The sequence below is a fragment of the Arthrobacter sp. Bi26 genome, from assembly GCF_918697925.1.
Taxonomy (GTDB): domain Bacteria; phylum Actinomycetota; class Actinomycetes; order Actinomycetales; family Micrococcaceae; genus Arthrobacter.
In genome coordinates this window covers 33,767-50,598 of the sequence record NZ_CAKKMF010000011.1, presented here as the reverse complement: position 1 = coordinate 50,598, position 16,832 = coordinate 33,767, and the positions used below count along the sequence as shown (strand labels likewise).

The following is a 16,832-nucleotide window of genomic DNA, read 5'->3' as shown; positions in this document are numbered from 1 at the left end:
ACATCTTCGCTCCGTTCCTATCCTCCAAGGAGAACCGCATGAAGCCTGCTCGACCCCAGTCCGCAAGATCCCGATCCCTGGCGATCGGCATGCGGGCCGTCGGTGCCGCGGCCCTGGCCCTCTCACTGGCCTCGTGCACTCTTTTCGGCGGCGGGGGCGACGGCGGGCCGAGTGCCGCCAAATCGGGGACACCGGGGCAGGCGGACCCATCAATCGTGGCGGCGGCGCCCGAGGACCTGCGCAGCTACTACTCCCAGCAGGTCGACTGGAAGCCGTGTGAGGGCAGCTTCCAGTGCGCCAAGGTCAAGGTTCCGCTGGACTACAGCAAGCCCGACGGCGACCGCATCGAGCTTGCCGCCATCAAGCTAGCCACGAATGGCGACAAGAAGGGCACCCTGCTGGTCAATCCGGGTGGCCCGGGCGGCTCGGGCTACGACTTCGTCCGGGACGCGGCCAACACCAACATCTCGGACAAGGTCCGCTCCGCCTATGACATCGTGGGCTTCGACCCCCGCGGCGTGAAGCGCTCCGCCCCGGTCACGTGCCTGACAGACAAGGAACGCGACGCGTCCCGCGCCAAGATCTACGCTCTGGACACCGACGCCGGACTGGACGCGGCCCTCGCCGACAACAAGGCCATCGCGGCCAAGTGCGTGGAGAAGACCGGCCCGGTCCTGGCCCACATCGACACGATCAGCGCCGCGAAGGACCTCGACATCCTCCGCGGGGTGGCCAACGACGCGAAGCTGAACTACCTCGGCTACTCCTATGGGACCCTCCTGGGCTCCACCTATGCGTCGCTGTTTCCGGACAACGTGGGCCGGTTGGTCCTGGACGGCGCCATTGACCCGTCCCTGAGCTACGAGGAACTGACCAGCGGGCAGGCCGTGGCCTTCGAGAAGGCCCTCCACGCCTACGTCGCAAAATGCCAGCAGAGCAGCGGTTGCCCGCTCACGGGAAGCACCGAGGAAGGCGTCCAGCAGATCCACAACGCCATCACCGCGGCGGAGGCGAACCCGCTGCCGGCGAAGGACGGCCGGAAGGTCTCGGGTTCGACGTTTGTCAGCGGCCTCATCATCCCGCTCTACAACAATGACAACTGGCCGATCCTCACACGGGCGCTCGCAACCGCCCTGGCCGGCGACGGCACGGGCATGCTCCAGCTGGCCGACTTCGGCGCCGACAGGGACCCCAGCGGCACCTACACGTCGAACAGCACCTTCGCCTTCAACGCCATCAACTGCCTGGACTACCCGATGGTGTCCGACACCGCTTCCATGCGGGCCGAGGACCAGAAGCTGCGCCAGCTGTCGCCAACGCTGGGCTACTACTTCGCCTACGGCGGAAGCAACTGCAAGGACTGGCCGTACAAGAACGCCCGGACCCCTGCCGCGGCTGAGTACAAGGGCTCGGCCCCGATTGTTATCGTTGGGACCACAGGCGATCCGGCTACCCCCGTGGAATGGGCCAGCGCCCTGCGCAAGCAGCTCGGCAACGCCTCGCTGCTGACATGGAAGGGCGAGGGCCACACGGCCTACGGCCGCTCCAACAGCTGCATCGGCAACGCCGTCGACGACTACCTGGTGGACGGCAAAGCCCCGGCGGACAACACTGTCTGCTAGGACCGCGATGGGGCCGCAAGGCGGCTTCTGCCGCTCATTTTGACCCGGACGCCGGGACTCTATTACAGTTGTCTCTTGCATGATCCGCCCGGTTCGCCGGGCATTCATGTGGTTGCTTCCTTAGCTCAGTTGGTAGAGCGTCTCACTCGTAATGAGAAGGTCGCCAGTTCGATTCTGGCAGGAAGCTCGGGAAGAACCCCGTATCTCCGCTGATTCAGCAGGGATACGGGGTTTTTTGTTGGTTGCGGCGAGATGGCCGTATGAGACCCTGGCAAACGAATCCCCGCACTCTGTTCTGCGCGCGGGGATTCTAGGCGAGCGTCTCACCCGGCCCGGGCGCTGTGACTTCAAGGTGAGGGAATAGGGCCCCGGTGTTCCGATCGTGTAGCACCAAACTAGAGTTTGTGAGACTCAGGAACCAGTCAGAGCGGCGTACCGCAATCCCGAGTCCCGCAGTTTCCGAGACCGAGGCGACCGGGTAGCCTGCACCGGCCAGCTCTGACAGCAGTCCGCTCATTCGTTGCGAAGCCCTGCCTCCCCGCGGCGCGGACGGGTCGTCCCCGAAACCATTGTCAGCTGGCGTGGCTCGCCAGGACCCGGCGTTGAATTTGGTCCTCGATGGTCTTCAGTGACGGATGGTAGTCGCGCCTGCCCTTCAGGCGGAGATCGGTAAGTTCCGTCAGCCCCGTGAGGGCGGACAGATCGCCGTCGACCACCCGCGTAGTTCCGTAAGCATGCAGCGTCTTCAGGTGGCGGAGGTTGGCAAGCGGGGCGAATGATGCAATATCGCCGGACTCAGCGATGTTCAGGTAGGTCAGCCCGGTGAGGAGGCCGATCTCATCGAGGGTGGACACACCACGGCATGATTGCAGAGCCAGTCTCCGCAGCGTCTTAGGCGCAGAGGCAGAGCCGAGGTCTGTCACATCTTTCAGCAGGGGGGCACCAAAGATTCCGAGCTCCTCCAATGAGGCGAACGCGTCAACCCCGTTCAGGGACTCGAGGCGTGGACGGTCCTTCATTCTGATCGTGGTCAGGTTGCGGTTGCTTGCGAGTGGCAGGGGGTCCCGTGGCGTGTAGGAGCCTGCGTAGAGGTACTCCAGTGTGGTGCAAGTCGCGGTCCGGACGCCGGCGGCCCGCTGGTGGATCGGCGGGGACGTCTTGTGGTTCGTGCCGAGCAGAAGGTCGCCAGTTCGATTCTGGCAGGAAGCTCGAGACGAACCCCCTATTTCCGCTGATTCAGCGGAAATAGGGGTTCTTTGCTGTGAAGCGTAGAAGCCGGTGTCAGCGCCGCGCGGTCACCAGCAGGTCCCCCACCTGACAGTCCAGCGCTTCGCAGATTGCCGTCAGCGTGGAGAACCTGATCGCCTTCGCCCGGTCGTTTTTGAGCACCGACAGGTTCACCAGACTCACCCCGACCTGCTTACTCAGCTCCGTCAGGGTCATACCCCGAGCCCCCATAAGTTCGTCGAGGCGGCAGTGAATATCAGTGGAGTCGTCTGCCGGCATCAGACCAGGCCATCCGTGTCCTGCTGAAGACGGCGGCCGAACTGGAAGACACCGGCGACGAGCACCAGGACCAGGCCCAGCAACAACGGAGCGAGGTTGAAGTCAGCCGAGAAGCTGTAGGCCTCCCCCGGGGTGCGCGCGTTGGCACCGATCAGTTCTGCCAGCCGGCTGCGTGCAATGGAGTCAAGAATCTGCCCCACGGTCCCGAACACGGTCAGGGCGGCGCCGCAGGCACCGACGATCCATGCTGATCCGGGAGTGAAAAGAGTCTCACTCCCGAGCCGGCGGGCCAGCAGGAACACCAAAACAAGGAGAACCAGGAAGCCGATCTGGTTCAGCGAATCGGCCCATGCCAAAAGCTCTCCGGGACCTGACGGAAGAGTCGGAAGAGTGGCTTCCATGGCCGTAAAGTGTCCGGTCACCCCCGGCAGGAGGCCCGTGGCGGCATGATTCGCCGTGGCCACCGGAAGCACCAGCGTCACTGGACCGCTGGTGTAGCCGATGATGCCGGCAACAGTCGTCACTGTCGTCAGCACAGCAACGGCCGCCGATGCGATCATGAACAAGACTGCGTCCGCTCTGGATACGACCTTCTTCCCGCCGTTGTCCGGCCGGGTGTCATTTTTCGTCAGTTTCATCGTTCCGCCCAAGGCATATCGACATTCGTTAATAACGATAGTCGATAAACTACCCGCTGATCCTCCGGTGGTCCAGCCGGATTCTCCGGGCTGGCGGGCCGCTGCCCGGACTAGTCTTCGTGCGGGTCAGTGCGGTCTGGCTCGGCGTTATCCTCGGATTCTCTGTACCGGATTTCGGCGACCTTTTTCCGGGCGTCTTCCCGAACGTCGGAGAATCTGATGACTGGCCAGTCGTAGTTTGCAATCAAGTCCGTGAGGCGCGCGATGATGAGGCTCCCTTCGAGCGGGTCATCGATGTAGGCCAAGGTGACGGGAACGGCCCGCCCCATGTCGGCGATGACTTCCCCCTGACCGGGGGTGGCGAAATCCGGCCGGCCGGTTGTTGTGGTCAGAAATGTCCGCTCTTCAGCGTTGAGATAGGCGATCCTGTCGATCCGCGTGACGTTGAGGGCGTCGGTGGATGTCTGAAGAATGCGCATGGTCCATGCCTTTCTCGCTTCTGCTGTCAGGCTACTCCGGTGCCGTCCTCCTCGGGAGCCGCCGGCGCAAGGACTCATGTCTGCCACGGCGGACAACGGGCTGGCAGGTGGCTGGCGGAGAAACCGACCAGATCACCAGTTCGAGAAGAACCCCCGGAAATCAATGATTTCCGGGGGTTCCGTCGTAGTCCTCGGCGCGTACCGGATCCTGGTCCCAGTTTCCGCCCGCTCACTTCGGTCAGGCACTGGCCCCAGGGGTGAAGTAATTGTGGACGTCCAGATACTTCACCGTAGGCGGCGCGGGGATACCGACTTCAGCAGAGAACGGGCCGATCTGGTCCTTCGCAAAGGCGTCGTAGAGCTCCTTCGTCTCCCATAGGTCGGTAACGAGGATCCCGTCGTCGGTGGCGGCCACCCAGTGGCCGAGGGCGCCAACCGGCGCGGGCCCTCCGGGCGTAAGGCCCATCTTGCCGATGACTTGGTCGTATTGCTCCAGCGTGGCACCGGCAAATTCCATGATGACTGCGACGGCCATTGTCTTCTCCTCACAGGCGGCAGGCCGCAAGGCAACGGCCTGCGATTGGTTTGATACGGCACGGTCTACGCCCGAGCCGGGCAGTCGTCAATACGTCGCGGAGTGAGGTCAACGTGAGTCCCGCGGACCACCGTCAATACCGCCATAGCCCTGTTACTGGGGTGAGCTCATGGTTGTGAAGCCTTCAATCCGTCATTGTGGGTCCCCCGGCCCGCACAGTGCGGATCGGCTGTCAAAAAGTACCAAGCCGCAGGCAAGAAAAAGCCACTTTGGTCAAAATTTCCTTCCGCGCCTCGACCCGGCCACAAGGACCTGACCTGCGTATTGTCTTTTTCCAGGCCGTCCGCCAGCCTTAGTGAATGGAACGGCCCGGGCGCAGGCTGCCAGCCCGCCAGCAGGAATTCCCGCCGCCGCGGCCCGGAGGCCAACCCCACAATCGGCTGCGCCGGCTGTGGGGCCCGGTTGTCGGATTCGGCCTGGTCAGCCTCGCCACTGACATGGTGTCCGACGGCGCCCGCCCCCTGGGAGGTCCCCTGCTCGCCCAGCTCGGCGCGTCCGCGCTATTCGTCGGTCTCGTGACCGGCGCCGCGGAGGCCGCGTCCCAGGGACTCCGGCTGGTATTCGGCCCCTGGGCGGACCGCACCGGGAAGTACTGGACCTTCACGTTGGCCGGGTATGCCCTCACGGCGCTGTGCGTACCGCTGCTGGCGTTGACGCCCCTCGCCGGGACCGCCGGACTGGCCCTGGCGGCCGTGCTCATCATCGGGGACAGGGTTGGCAAGGCTGTCCGCAGCCCGGCGAAAACCGTGCTGCTCGCCGCCGCCGTCCAGCCGGTTGGCCGGGGCCGCGGCTTCGCCGTCCACAAATCACTCGACTTGGCCGGGGCGCTCCTGGGCCCGTTGCTCGTTTCGGCGGTCCTGGTTGCCACCGGCTCGCTGCCGGCAGCCTTTGCGGTGCTCGTCATTCCGGCGGCGGCGGCGCTGGCGATTCTCGTTTGGTTGCGTCGCCGCGTCCAGGAACCCGGCGCGGACACGCCAGCGCCCGACGCCGACCCCGCCGGCTTCCCGGGGCCGGAGGCCGCGCCCGCGGCGCCGCCGCGCGGTTCGCACTCCGGCACGGCGCCAGCCCAAGGGAAGGCTGCCGGCCGGCCGCCGTCGGCGATTTCCGGCCCCTTCATCCTGTTTGCCGCTGCCGCATTCCTTTGGAGCGCCGGGCTCGTGGCGTTCGGCGTTATCTCCTACCATCTGACGGCCGCCGTGGCCGTGCCCGTCCCGGTGGTCCCCTTGCTCTACGCCGGCGCCATGGGCGCCGCCGCCATCGGGGCCCTCGCCAGTGGCGTCATTTACGATCGCGCCGGGGCGGCCGTGCTCCTGGCGCTGCCCGTGCTGATTGCAGGGGTGCCAGTACTGGCCCTGGCGCCGAGCGCCGGGCTCGTTCTGGCCGGCGTCCTGGTCTGGGGCACCGCCATGGGTATCCAGGACTCCACGGTCAAGGCGTTGGTCGCAGATCTGGTGCCCCAGCCCCGGCAGGGCACGGCATACGGGGTGTTCGCGGCGTTCGAGGGGGCCGGAGCATTGGTCGGCGGGGCCTTGTACGGGTCGCTCTACAGCGCGCGGCCGGCGCTCATCATTACCGTTGCCGCCCTCCAGGCAACGGCCCTGGTCCTTCTGGTCGTAACGCTGCGCAGGGCCCGGCACCCGTCACCGGCTCACGGGCCCGCCGATGGGCGGACTTAGCGCGCCCAGACGGACGCCGCGCCCGAATGTCCCGTGATGATGCTCTGGTAGATGAAGAAGGCGCCTGTCACGACGCCGGCGATCAGGAGCGCCACTCGGACGCTCCTGATGTCTCGAAGTCCACCGAGGAACGCCAGCCTCCGGCCGAAGGGTTCATAGGTGACCACCAGCATCGCCGCGACCAGGACAAAAAAGATCACGGAAACCACCTTGAGCACATCGCCCTGCTGGGCGTGCTCGTGAATCAGGGCCGACGCCGGGCGTGCCTTCTCCAGCTGCTCGCCTGCCTGCGCCGTCAGCAGAGTCACCGGAACCAGCCCCAACGACAACACGCCCAGGGGCCACGCCAGGTAGGTCCGCCAGCGCGGTGCCGCGGCATAGACAATGGCGCCCAGACCTGCAATCGGCGCGAGCACCACCACGGCGTGGACGAGCAGGATGTGGGCCGGCAGCCCGCCAATTTCGATCAAGTGAACACTCCTCCGCAACCTGGCGCCGCCTGCTCTCATGACGGTGCCACGAGCTGGGCTTTCGTGGCGGGGCCGGACTCCTATGATTCTTGCATGGGAACGCGGGAACTCGAGGGCATTGCCGGGCCGCTGTATGCACTGCCGTACGGCGAGTTCGTGGCGGCAAGAACGGCCGCGGCCAAAGACGTCGCCGCCGTTGGCCTCACCGCGGCCGAGCAGCGCGCCCTGGCAGCCGAAGTCCGGGCCCTGCCCAAACCGTCGGTGGCGGCGTGGGCAGTGAACATGCTGGCGGCGCACAGCCCCGAAATCCTGCGGGAGCTGGCTGGGCTGGGAACCTCGATGCAGGCCGCGCAGGACGCCCTGGATGCAGCCGACCTCCGCCGCCTCGCGCAGCAGCGGCGCCAGCTTCTCGCCGGCGCGGTAAAGGCAGCACACGCCCTGGCCGCCCAGCACGGAAGGGCCATCAGCGCCGCCGTGGCGACGGAGGTGGAGCAGACCCTGCGTGCCGCCACCGCCGACCCGGGGGCCGCGGCTGCCGTGCAAAGCGGCTGTCTGCTCCGGACACTCTCGGCGGACGGGGTCGACGTCGTCGATCTCGCCGGCGCCGTTGCTGTCCCGGGGAGCCAGGTGGCGGCCGCACCGGGAACCGGAGCCGCGCGCGGAACGGCCGGCGGCGGGGCGCCCGGGGCCCGCGGGAGCGAACCGGCGGCCCGGGCCGCGCACCGCGGCGAGGCTGCCGGCGGAAAGTCAACGGAACAACCCCGCCTCCGGGCCGTCGGGAAAGCACATGTGGCGCCCACGCCGTCGGCTGTGGAACGGGCGCGGACCGGCCTGGAAGCGGCCGAAGAGGCCGCCGCTGAGGCCGACGGGGACGCACGCCGCGCGGCCGCGGAGCTGGCGGAGGCGACGGCGGAAAGCACTCGGCTGGCCGATGAGGCGCGCGATCTCAGGCGGCGTCTGGACGTAGTTGAAGCCGAGCTCAAGGGAGCACGGAAGCGTCACGAGCTGGCGGCGGCCCTTGCGCAGCAGACGGCACGGGCCGCGGACCGGCAGCGCCGCAAGGAAGTCCTGGCGCGGGAGCGGGTGCTGCGGCTCGGCAACACGCCGGAGGGGTGAAGTCTTCCTGTCGGAGGTCGGTTGCACACTGGAATCATGGAGAACAACCAGAATTTCCAACAGAGGTTCCAGCCGGGTTTCAACGGCGCACAGGATGGCGCACTGTATTTCGAGGTCACCTACCTGGACACCGACTGCGGCCGGATCCGTTCCGAGAGCTTCGATGACGCTGCCGCCGCGGACCGCTTCGCCAGCCGGTGCGTGGCGGGCGAGGACGGCTGGGCCGTCATCGATGCCATCCCGGCGAAAGAGCGCCGGGCCGCCGCCTGACTCCGGTGCGGCGCCTATTTCGGAGGCTTCACGGTCCCGGCGGGTGTCACGGCCCCGGCAGGCGGGGCCGCAGGAACGGGCGCGGCCGCGGGTATGGGCCTGAGCGCAGGAAGGGCCTCCACCCTGTGCGGGGTGGAGGCCCTGTGCGAACGTCAGCTGGCTGCCGGCGTCGTGGGACTGTTGCTTAGGCGAAGTCGGAGACAGCCGGATCCGGGCCGATCCGGCCGGCGTCTTCGGCGGAACGGTCCAGTCCGTTGATGGCCTGGAGGTCGGTCTTGTCGAGGGTGACGTCCAGGGCCGCGTAGTTCTCGCGGATCCGGGACTCAGTGACCGACTTCGGGATGACCACGTTGCCGATGGCCAGGTGCCACGCGATGACAACCTGGGCCGGGGTGGCGCCGTGCTTGGCGGCAATCTCGGAGATGACAGGGCTCTCGAGCAGCTCCCCGCCCTGGCCCAGCGGCGACCAGGCCTGGGTGAGGATGCCCTTGGACGCGTTGAATTCGCGCAGTTCGGCCTGGCTGAAGAACGGGTGCAGCTCGACCTGGTTGATGGCCGGAACCACCCCGGTCTCATCGATCAGGCGCTGCAGTCCCTCCTTGGTGAAGTTGGAGACGCCAATGGTCTTGACCCGGCCCTGCTTCTGGAGCTCGATGAGAGCCTTCCAGGTGTCAACGTATTTGTCCTGCTTGGGCTGCATCCAGTGGATCAGGTACAGGTCCAGGGTCTCCAGGCCCAGACGCTCCATGGACTCCTCGAACGCCTTCAGGGTGGATTCGTAGCCCTGGTCCGCGTTCCACAGCTTGGTGGTGATGAAAATTTCCTCGGGTTTGAGGCCGGAACGCTCAATGGCGCGGCCCACGCCTGCCTCGTTGCCGTAGATCTTTGCCGTGTCGATGTGGCGGAAGCCGGCCTCAAACGCCTGGACAACCACCTTTTCGGCCACGTCATCTTCAACCTGCCACACCCCGTAGCCAAGCTGGGGGATGGTGTTGCCGTCATTGAAAGTCAGTTCCGGTGAAAAAGTCATATAAGTATCCTGCCAACATCGGCGCCCTCCGGCCAGTGTCAGGGGCGAAGCTAAGCTAGGCGCGTAACCGGGAATACCCGGGAATACAGGGAATCAGGAACCCCGGCAAAGCGGAGCTTCGCCGTCGCCGCGCGCTCTTGCGGGGAACGACTCAGGTCGACGTGGGGGCGTTGCCGTCAGCCTCCGCAAGCCGCCGCTCTGCGTCGTGGACCTGCTCCAGCACGGAATCGGCGCGGCGCCGCACCGACGCGGCCCCCGCCGGGACCGGCCCAACGGCGAGCCGGAGCATCGCGGCCGCCTCAGCCGTCATGGCCAGGGAATTGCCTGCCGTCGACAGGGCCCGGTGAACGCCAGCCAGCGGCCCCGGGATATCCAATCCATTGCTGGGAAACCGCCGCTGGGCCTCCACGCAGACCTGCCGCACCCGGGGCGCGAGCGCGGAGAGCTGGTTGGCGATGTCGACGAGCTCGCCGTACAGCGCCTCGTCCTCGACCCCCTCGAGGACCTGGTGGTAGCGGTCAAGTCCGCGGTTGAACCGGTCATGGGCGCGCCGCCAGAGGCCTTTGCCGAGTTCGGCGTCGTCCCTGCGGCCTTGCCGGGCTGCGCTGAAGAAGCCCAAGGTCGCGCTAAAGGTACTGGCCCGGACCGTGGTCCGGGTCTGCGGGTTCGGGCGGCTCCGAGGAATCCGCGCCGCGACGCGGCGCTGCGGCCCGGACCGGCTCGCCGTTCTCGCCGATGATGACGCCCGGTGCGATCACTGTGCCGGGCGGCAGTTGGCGCAACTGCATCTGGGCGTAAGAGTGCTCCCTGGCGGCGTGCTGCGCCGCGATGGCCGTCTGGATGCCGTGGAACAGTCCCTCAAGCCAGCCGACCAGCTGTGCCTGGGCGATCCTCAGTTCCGCGTCGGAAGGGGTGGCGTTCTCCGGAAAGGGAAGGTTGATCCGTTCGAGCTCCTCAACAAGCTCCGGAGCCAGGCCGTCCTCGAGTTCTTTGATGGAGCGGTCGTGGATTTCAGCCAGCCGGACGCGTGCCGCGTCGTCCAGGGGCGCGGACTTCACCTCGTCCAGCAACTGCTTGACCATCGTGCCGATCCGCATGACCTTCGCGGGTTGGTCCACGAGGTCCTGAAGTTCGCTTCCCCGGGGCGGCCTGGGCCCGGAACCGGGTCCACCGGCGTGGCCGGCCGTGGCCGGTGGTGCCAAAGGCGTACCGGGCAGGGTGTCGTCCAGGGGCGTGCCTTCGACGGGCACGTCGTCGGCAGTTTGGGCGCCGGACTGAGTGTCGTGCTGATCGCTCATGGCTTCATACTCTCACGCGCCGGGCGACGCGGACCCGGCGTCCGCCGGAAGCGGAGGGGGCGGCGTCGGACACTCTCGTGCCCGGCACCGCCCCTCCCCCGGCCCCTGCCGGACAGCTGCTCAGCAGCGCCCGCTCAGCAACACCGGCTCAACAACACCGACCTTGCGGACTGGTGTCCTGCCGGTCGGTCCGGTCACGCCAAAACTCCCGCTCAGTCAGGGGAGGGCTGGTGTGTCCAGAGGCCTCATGGTGCTCCAGGTACTTCCTGTAGGCATCGGCGCCCAGCACTGCGCCGAGGTACCCGGCAACCCCGCGGAACCCGGCAAGTACCGCGTTCACGTCCGGGCTCCGCATCAGTGGTGCCCGGACTTTTCGAGCCGCTCTCCGGCCGGGTGCTGGTTCCACTCGGTCACGAGGTCGCGCTCCGCCGCCGTGGGAACAAACCCTGCCGGAGCGAAGACACGGGAGGCCCGGGCGGGGTCTTCGTTCTCGGCGTTGGGAAGCCCCGCGGCCGTGTTCCGCAGGGCCTTGATGGTTGCCATCACTGCGGTGACGATGACGATGATGCTCAGCACCACGAAGATGATCGACAGCCATCCCTGGATCATGGTGTTGCGGACCACGGCCTCCATGGCGGCCTGGGTCTTGGCGGTTCCGAAGGAGGTCTTGCCGTCCGCAAGAGCCTTGGCGAAGGCTGCATTGTTGGCGAAGTAGCCCACCGCCGGAACGGGCGAGAAGATCTTGTAGAAGCTCGCCGTGATGGTCACGACGGCGGCGAACGCCAGCGGCGCCGCCACGATCCACAGGTACTTCAAGGCCGTGCGCTTGGCGGCAATGGCCAGGCAGACCGAGAGGGCGATGGCGGCCAGCAACTGGTTGGCGATGCCGAACAGCGGGAACAGGGTGTTGATGCCGCCCAGCGGGTCGGTGACGCCCATCAGCAGGACCGCGCCCCAGGCGGCCACCATGATGGCAGTGCAGAGCCAGGCACCCGGGCGCCAGGAGTGTTCCTTGAACTTCGGGACGAAGTTGCCGATCGAGTCCTGCAGCATGAACCGGGCAACGCGGGTGCCGGCGTCGACCGCCGTGAGGATGAAGAGGGCCTCGAACATGATGGCGAAGTGGTACCAGAACGCCATCATCGCGGTGCCGCCGATGAACTGCTGCATGATGTGGGCAAGGCCGACGGCGAGGGTGGGGGCGCCGCCCGAGCGGGACACGATGCTTTGCTCCCCCACGTCCTTGGCCGTCTGTGCGAGATCGCCGGCCGTGATGTTGACGCCGGACAGGCCCAGGCCGTTGACCCACGCGGCCGCGGTCTCGACGGTCCCGCCGGTCAGCGCCACGGGGGCGTTCATGGCGAAGTAGATGCCGCGGTCAATGGAGATTGCCGCCACGAGGGCCATGATTGCCACGAAGGATTCCATGAGCATGCCGCCGTAGCCGATCAGGCGCGTCTGGCGTTCCTTCTCGATCAGTTTCGGTGTGGTGCCGGAGGCGATCAGGGCGTGGAACCCGGACAGCGCGCCGCAGGCGATCGTGACGAACAGGAACGGGAACACGGCGCCGGAGAAAACCGGACCGTTGTCGCGGCCGGCGTACTCGCTGAACGCCGGCACCGTGATCTCGGGGCGGACCACGATGATGGCCAGGGCCAGCATCACGATCACGCCGATCTTCATGAAGGTGGAGAGGTAGTCGCGGGGGGCCAGGAGGAGCCAGACGGGGAGGATGGCTGCGATGAAGCCGTAGATGATGAGGCCCCACGCGATGGTGACCTTGTCCAGGTGGAAGAACGCGGCACCCCATTCGGTGCCTGCCACGGCACCGCCGCCGATAATGGCGGCCATGAGCAGCACGAATCCGATCAGGGAGACCTCCATGACCTTGCCCGGCCGGATGAAGCGCAGGTACACGCCCATGAAGAGGGCGATCGGGATGGTCATGCCGACCGAGAAGACGCCCCACGGGCTTTCGCCCAGGGCGTTGACGACCACCAGGGCAAGGATGGCGACGATGATCACCATGATCAGCAGGGTCGCGACGAGGGCGGCGGTACCGCCGATCACGCCGAGTTCCTCGCGGGCCATCTGTCCCAGCGAACGGCCGCCGCGGCGCATGGAGAAGAACAGGACGAGGTAGTCCTGGACGGCGCCGGCAAGGACGACGCCGATGATGATCCAGATCGTGCCGGGCAGGTAGCCCATCTGTGCCGCGATGACCGGGCCCACCAGGGGTCCGGCGCCGGCGATGGCGGCGAAGTGGTGGCCGAACAGGACGTTGCGGTCCGTGCGGACGTAGTCCTTGCCGTCTGCCTTGTATTCGGCCGGGGTGGCGCGGCGGTCGTTGGGCTTGAGCAGGTAGCGCTCAATGACCTTGGAGTAGAAGCGGTAGCCGATCAGGTACGTGCAGACCGACGCGAACACAAACCAGATGGCGTTGACGGTCTCGCCGCGGATGATTGCGAGCATGAACCAGGCGACGCCGCCCAGCAGCGCTATGGCGGCCCACAGCGCGATCTTGGCGGGCGTCCAAGTGCGTTCCGCGGAGTCGCGGACGGACTCATCCACCGATGTCGGCGGGAGGGACGGATCTGGAACGATCCCGTCCTCGAGTTGTGCGGTGGCGTGCATGCTGCTGTTTGTGCTTTCGCGTTGTGTGCCCTCTGGCATTGTGCCCATGTCTCCTCCTCGAGAATCCCAGCTGGGCAGTCCACCGGTGCAGAACTGCCCCCCGCACCCTACCAATGCTGCCGCGCCCCGGCGGCGCTCCTGCGCCGGGCGGCGTGGTTCGCGCGACGAGCGGTCGGCCGGGCTACCCCTGGAGGCTGCTGAGCTGCATGAGGCGGGCCTCGCAGAGGTCCAGCCAGCGCACTTCGGCTTCGGTCTGGAAGATGAGGGAGTCCAGCACCAGGAGCCTGGCGGTGTCGGCCGGGCGCTGGAGCGCGGCTGTGTCGCGGCGGGACTTGGTGTACTCCTGCAGCGCCCGGATCGACACGGCCCGCTGGGCCTGGATGATGGCGCCGACGTCGGTCCCGGGAATCGTGAGGCCGAGCGCGAGCTTGATGGCCAGTTCATTCCGGGGCGGATTCGCGCGGGAAACCGGGGCCGCGAACCAGCCGCTGACTTCTGTCCGGCCGGCCGGGGTGATGGTGTACATGACGTGCCCGTCGCCGTCGCCGCCGTCGTTGCGGACCAGCCCGTCGCGATCCAGCCGGTCAAGGGTGGTGTACACCTGCCCGATGTTCAGCGGCCAGGAGGAACCGGTGCGGTCCTCGAATTCGGTCCTGAGCTGGTAGCCGTAGCGCGGGCGGTCCTGCAAAAGGGCGAGGAGACTGTGGCGGATAGACATGGTGCTCCCGGAGGTCACGAAACCACACAGCATACACGCGCCCCAAGACGCGTGTATACCGCGTATGGACCTACGCTATCGTCTTTGCCGCCCGTCCCGCAAAACAACGCATGCTCCGGGCGGAATAAGTTGCTTCCGACCTGCGGTTTTAAGCCGGCCGGCGCCCGGCTACATGACCAGCAGGACCTTGCCGACGTGGTCGCCGGAATCGAAGTAAGTGTGCGCGGCGGCGACCTGGGCCAACGGGAACGTCTTGGCCACGAGGGGCCTGATCCTGCCGTCGGTAAGCATCGGCCACACGGCGTCGCGGACGGCGTTCATGATCACGGCCTTTTCCTCGACCGGGCGGGGACGCAGCGCGGTGGCGATGATGGCGGCCCGCTTCCGCAGCAGCTGTCCAAGGTCCAGTTCCGCCCTGGCACCGCCCTGCAGCCCGATCACCACGAGGCGTCCGTAGTCGGCCAGCGCATCGATGTTCTGCTCGAGGTACCTGGCCCCGACGACGTCGAGGATGACATCCGCGCCTTTGCCGCCGTTCTGTGCGCGCAGGCTCGCCGGGAAGTCTTCCTCCGCGTAGTTGATGGCGATGTCCGCCCCGAGGAAGGCCTTGGCGGTGCCGACCTTTTCCGCGTTGCCTGCCGTCGTGGCCACCCGGGCGCCAACAGCCTTGGCCAGCTGGATGGCCATGGTGCCGATCCCGCCCGTGGCCCCATGGATGAGGACAGTTTCGCCCGGCTGCAGCTGCGCCGTCATGATCAGGTTGGAATAGACCGTCGCCGCGACCTCAGGCAACGATGCCGCCGTGACCAGATCCACGCCGTCGGGGATCCTCAGGACCTGCCCGGCAGGAACGGCCACCTGCTGGGCATAACCGCCGCCGGCGAGCAGCGCCACCACCTTGTCCCCCACGGAAAATGCCTTGGTCACGCCCGGGCCGAACCCTGCAATCCGGCCGGAGACCTCCAGCCCGGGGATCTCGGAGGCACCCGGGGGCGGCGGGTAGAACCCTTTGCGCTGTTGGACGTCGGCACGGTTAAGGCCCGCGGCGACGACGTCGATCAGCACCTCGCCGGGGCCGGCCACGGGGGCCTGCACGTCGCGGACTTCCAGGACCTCGGGACCGCCGGGCTCTGAGATATAGACAGCCTTCATGGAGTACTCCCGATTCCTAACTGGCTCCGCGCACGTTCGCCGCGATCGCCAGGTCCGATCAACATCACTCCCCAGAATATGGCGGGGAGCTGCACGCGTCCGCAAGCGCACGGTGTTTTTGGTTTTTGTGGCAGCCGACTGCCTATGAAAGACTACTCGTTAGGGAAGGTTGTCCGAGCGGCCGATGGAGCTGGTCTTGAAAACCAGTGTGCGGTGACCCCGTACCAAGAGTTCGAATCTCTTACCTTCCGCGGACAATGCCCCCGCCTCCTGCAGTTCATGCCGGAAGCGGGGGCATTTTTGCGCTGTGGCCGCGGCCGTTGCGGGGGCGGACTCGGGGTGCGGCCGTTGTGGCCGTTGCGGGGGCGGACTCGAGGCGGATGCAGCCTGGCGGGCAGATCAGGGCGGATCCATCCCCGGCATTCGCCCTGATCTGCCCTGCAGCCGTCTATCGGCTGCCCTTGGCCAGGAGCACGGAGCCAGGAGCAGGGAGCACGGAGAACGTCAGCCGGACCACCCCTGCGCCCGCAGCGCCTGGCGCACACGCACCAGCACCCACGCCTCACCGGTCGTGACATCTACGTTGTTGAGCACAAGTTGCCGCCACCCTGCGCTCATGGTGCGTTCGGCGCGAATGACGTCCGCCTGTCGCTGGGCCGGCGTCAGGTGGTGTCCGCCGTCGTACTCAACCGCCAGCCTGTACTCCGGGCACCCCCAGATCCGCCCACAGAGGCATCCCCTGCGCGTCGATCAGGACGACATCCGGCTCGAAGGGCGGCAGCCCGGAACGGCCGAAGAGGAGGCGCAGCCGGGTCTCGGGCTCCGAATCGACGCCCGCCCGCACCAGGGCGAGCGCCTTCCGAAGCAGCGGAAGACCGGCCACGCAGCGTTGGCGCGCCAGGTAGCCCCTGAGCTCCGCCAAGGGAAGCTGTGCGGTCGCCGCATGCTGCCAGCGGGGATGCTCGCACACCAGACCGTCGGCAATGACCACGAGATCCTCCAGTGTCAGGTGGCCGGTTCCGGCCAGATCGAGCAGCGTGCGGGCCTCGCTCGTCACGGGTACTCCTGCACGCTGCACGATGTCCCCCGGGTCCAGGGCCGCCCGGTGGCCGATCACTCCCTTTCGGCGGGGTGCGGAGGACCCATTGCGGGTCAAATGCAGGAGACGGGCCGACGGCGGAAGGCTGGATCCTGACGGAAGGGGCATACGGAAGGCGTGAATCTGGGCCGCGGAATAGAAACTTACGACGTCCGGCGGGCCGAGCTGCGTGTAGGGCCGCGCACGGGCAAGCAGGGACTGCCCTTGGTTTGCTGGGACCCTGATGCCGCGGCTGGGCACATGGAGGTCCTGGGCCTTGATGCGTCCCGGCGGCAGGCCGTGGAGACGCGCCTCGCCGATCGTGAACGAAGCTGTCGACAGTGCGGGAGGCAGGGGTTTGGCCGTCGCCATTGGACCATTAGGCCACACATGGAGGCAGCGTGCTCCGGGTTATCCACAGGCGCGGCCCACCACGGGCGCCCGCATGGTACACGTTCTCCTGGCGGGCAGATCAGGGCGGATCCGGGCCAGGCATTCGCCCTGATCTGCCCGCCAGAGGCAGTTCTCAGTGCCCGCCAGAGGCAGCTCC

19 protein-coding genes and 2 tRNA genes are annotated in these 16,832 nt (G+C 67.1%); 6 read left to right on the top strand and 15 right to left on the bottom strand.

Annotated elements, in window-relative coordinates; all coding sequences use genetic code 11:
- The first annotated feature begins 38 nt into the window (after nt 1-38).
- Nucleotides 39-1,622 carry an alpha/beta hydrolase gene (locus LQV16_RS04620; RefSeq protein ID WP_229992755.1) on the top strand — a complete coding sequence of 528 codons (1,584 nt, stop codon included), beginning with the start codon at nt 39-41 and terminating at the stop codon, nt 1,620-1,622.
- 114 nt (nt 1,623-1,736) lie between these two features.
- Nucleotides 1,737-1,809: transfer RNA gene (locus LQV16_RS04615), tRNA-Thr, on the top strand.
- A gap of 385 nt (nt 1,810-2,194) precedes the next feature.
- Here the strand turns inward: LQV16_RS04615 and LQV16_RS04610 are convergent.
- The 5 genes from LQV16_RS04610 to LQV16_RS04590 form a co-directional block, all read right to left on the bottom strand.
- On the bottom strand, nt 2,195-2,476 hold the full coding sequence (locus tag LQV16_RS04610; RefSeq protein WP_229992754.1) for a hypothetical protein: 282 nt from the start codon (nt 2,474-2,476) through the stop codon (nt 2,195-2,197).
- 427 nt (nt 2,477-2,903) lie between these two features.
- Nucleotides 2,904-3,128: a helix-turn-helix transcriptional regulator gene (locus LQV16_RS04605; protein WP_229992753.1), complete on the bottom strand. Its 225-nt coding sequence runs from the start codon at nt 3,126-3,128 to the stop codon at nt 2,904-2,906.
- Nucleotides 3,128-3,766: a hypothetical protein gene (locus LQV16_RS04600; protein ID WP_229992752.1), complete on the bottom strand. Its 639-nt coding sequence runs from the start codon at nt 3,764-3,766 to the stop codon at nt 3,128-3,130. Before LQV16_RS04600 ends, LQV16_RS04605 begins: the two co-directional genes overlap by 1 nt.
- A gap of 110 nt (nt 3,767-3,876) precedes the next feature.
- A complete protein-coding gene (locus LQV16_RS04595; protein ID WP_229992751.1) occupies nt 3,877-4,245 on the bottom strand; it encodes a hypothetical protein in 369 nt (122 codons plus the stop codon).
- 238 nt (nt 4,246-4,483) lie between these two features.
- Nucleotides 4,484-4,780 carry a hypothetical protein gene (locus tag LQV16_RS04590; RefSeq protein WP_229992750.1) on the bottom strand — a complete coding sequence of 99 codons (297 nt, stop codon included), beginning with the start codon at nt 4,778-4,780 and terminating at the stop codon, nt 4,484-4,486.
- 359 nt (nt 4,781-5,139) lie between these two features.
- On the opposite strand from LQV16_RS04590, the gene LQV16_RS04585 reads away from it, so the two are divergent.
- Nucleotides 5,140-6,516 (top strand): MFS transporter, encoded by a 1,377-nt coding sequence (locus LQV16_RS04585; RefSeq protein ID WP_229992749.1) that lies wholly within the window; start codon nt 5,140-5,142, stop codon nt 6,514-6,516.
- Here LQV16_RS04585 and LQV16_RS04580 read toward each other — a convergent pair.
- Nucleotides 6,513-6,986: a DUF2231 domain-containing protein gene (locus tag LQV16_RS04580; RefSeq protein WP_229992748.1), complete on the bottom strand. Its 474-nt coding sequence runs from the start codon at nt 6,984-6,986 to the stop codon at nt 6,513-6,515. The genes LQV16_RS04585 and LQV16_RS04580 overlap by 4 nt on opposite strands.
- Nucleotides 6,987-7,079: 93 nt before the next feature.
- Between LQV16_RS04580 and LQV16_RS23540 the strand changes: the two genes are divergently transcribed.
- Together LQV16_RS23540 and LQV16_RS04570 are read left to right on the top strand one after the other, a co-directional pair.
- Nucleotides 7,080-8,102, top strand: coding sequence for a hypothetical protein (locus LQV16_RS23540; protein ID WP_290369327.1), 1,023 nt, complete (start codon nt 7,080-7,082; stop codon nt 8,100-8,102).
- A 36-nt stretch (nt 8,103-8,138) separates the two neighbouring features.
- Nucleotides 8,139-8,372 carry a hypothetical protein gene (locus LQV16_RS04570; protein WP_229992747.1) on the top strand — a complete coding sequence of 78 codons (234 nt, stop codon included), beginning with the start codon at nt 8,139-8,141 and terminating at the stop codon, nt 8,370-8,372.
- 184 nt (nt 8,373-8,556) lie between these two features.
- Here LQV16_RS04570 and LQV16_RS04565 read toward each other — a convergent pair whose 3' ends face one another.
- From LQV16_RS04565 to LQV16_RS04535, 7 genes are all read right to left on the bottom strand, one after another.
- Nucleotides 8,557-9,402: an aldo/keto reductase gene (locus LQV16_RS04565; protein WP_229992746.1), complete on the bottom strand. Its 846-nt coding sequence runs from the start codon at nt 9,400-9,402 to the stop codon at nt 8,557-8,559.
- A 151-nt stretch (nt 9,403-9,553) separates the two neighbouring features.
- Nucleotides 9,554-10,021, bottom strand: a complete 468-nt coding sequence (locus tag LQV16_RS04560; RefSeq protein WP_229992745.1) for a hypothetical protein — start codon at nt 10,019-10,021, stop codon at nt 9,554-9,556.
- Nucleotides 10,022-10,028: 7 nt separating this feature from the next.
- Nucleotides 10,029-10,700 (bottom strand): bacterial proteasome activator family protein, encoded by a 672-nt coding sequence (locus LQV16_RS04555; protein WP_229992744.1) that lies wholly within the window; start codon nt 10,698-10,700, stop codon nt 10,029-10,031.
- A gap of 148 nt (nt 10,701-10,848) precedes the next feature.
- Nucleotides 10,849-11,055 carry a YbdD/YjiX family protein gene (locus LQV16_RS04550; RefSeq protein WP_229992743.1) on the bottom strand — a complete coding sequence of 69 codons (207 nt, stop codon included), beginning with the start codon at nt 11,053-11,055 and terminating at the stop codon, nt 10,849-10,851.
- Nucleotides 11,055-13,334 carry a carbon starvation CstA family protein gene (locus tag LQV16_RS04545; RefSeq protein ID WP_229992777.1) on the bottom strand — a complete coding sequence of 760 codons (2,280 nt, stop codon included), beginning with the start codon at nt 13,332-13,334 and terminating at the stop codon, nt 11,055-11,057. The genes LQV16_RS04550 and LQV16_RS04545 overlap by 1 nt, the downstream gene beginning before the upstream one ends.
- A gap of 181 nt (nt 13,335-13,515) precedes the next feature.
- Nucleotides 13,516-14,052 (bottom strand): PadR family transcriptional regulator, encoded by a 537-nt coding sequence (locus tag LQV16_RS04540; RefSeq protein ID WP_229992742.1) that lies wholly within the window; start codon nt 14,050-14,052, stop codon nt 13,516-13,518.
- Between the two features lie 168 nt (nt 14,053-14,220).
- On the bottom strand, nt 14,221-15,204 hold the full coding sequence (locus LQV16_RS04535) for an NAD(P)H-quinone oxidoreductase (protein WP_229992741.1): 984 nt from the start codon (nt 15,202-15,204) through the stop codon (nt 14,221-14,223).
- Between the two features lie 163 nt (nt 15,205-15,367).
- Between LQV16_RS04535 and LQV16_RS04530 the strand changes: the two genes are divergently transcribed.
- Nucleotides 15,368-15,455: transfer RNA gene (locus tag LQV16_RS04530), tRNA-Ser, on the top strand.
- 253 nt (nt 15,456-15,708) lie between these two features.
- On the opposite strand, the gene LQV16_RS23660 is transcribed toward LQV16_RS04530, so the two are convergent.
- Both LQV16_RS23660 and LQV16_RS04525 read right to left on the bottom strand, forming a co-directional pair.
- Nucleotides 15,709-15,870: a hypothetical protein gene (locus LQV16_RS23660; protein ID WP_356815681.1), complete on the bottom strand. Its 162-nt coding sequence runs from the start codon at nt 15,868-15,870 to the stop codon at nt 15,709-15,711.
- A gap of 19 nt (nt 15,871-15,889) precedes the next feature.
- On the bottom strand, nt 15,890-16,654 hold the full coding sequence (locus tag LQV16_RS04525) for a hypothetical protein (protein ID WP_229992740.1): 765 nt from the start codon (nt 16,652-16,654) through the stop codon (nt 15,890-15,892).
- Nucleotides 16,655-16,832: the final 178 nt, after the last annotated feature.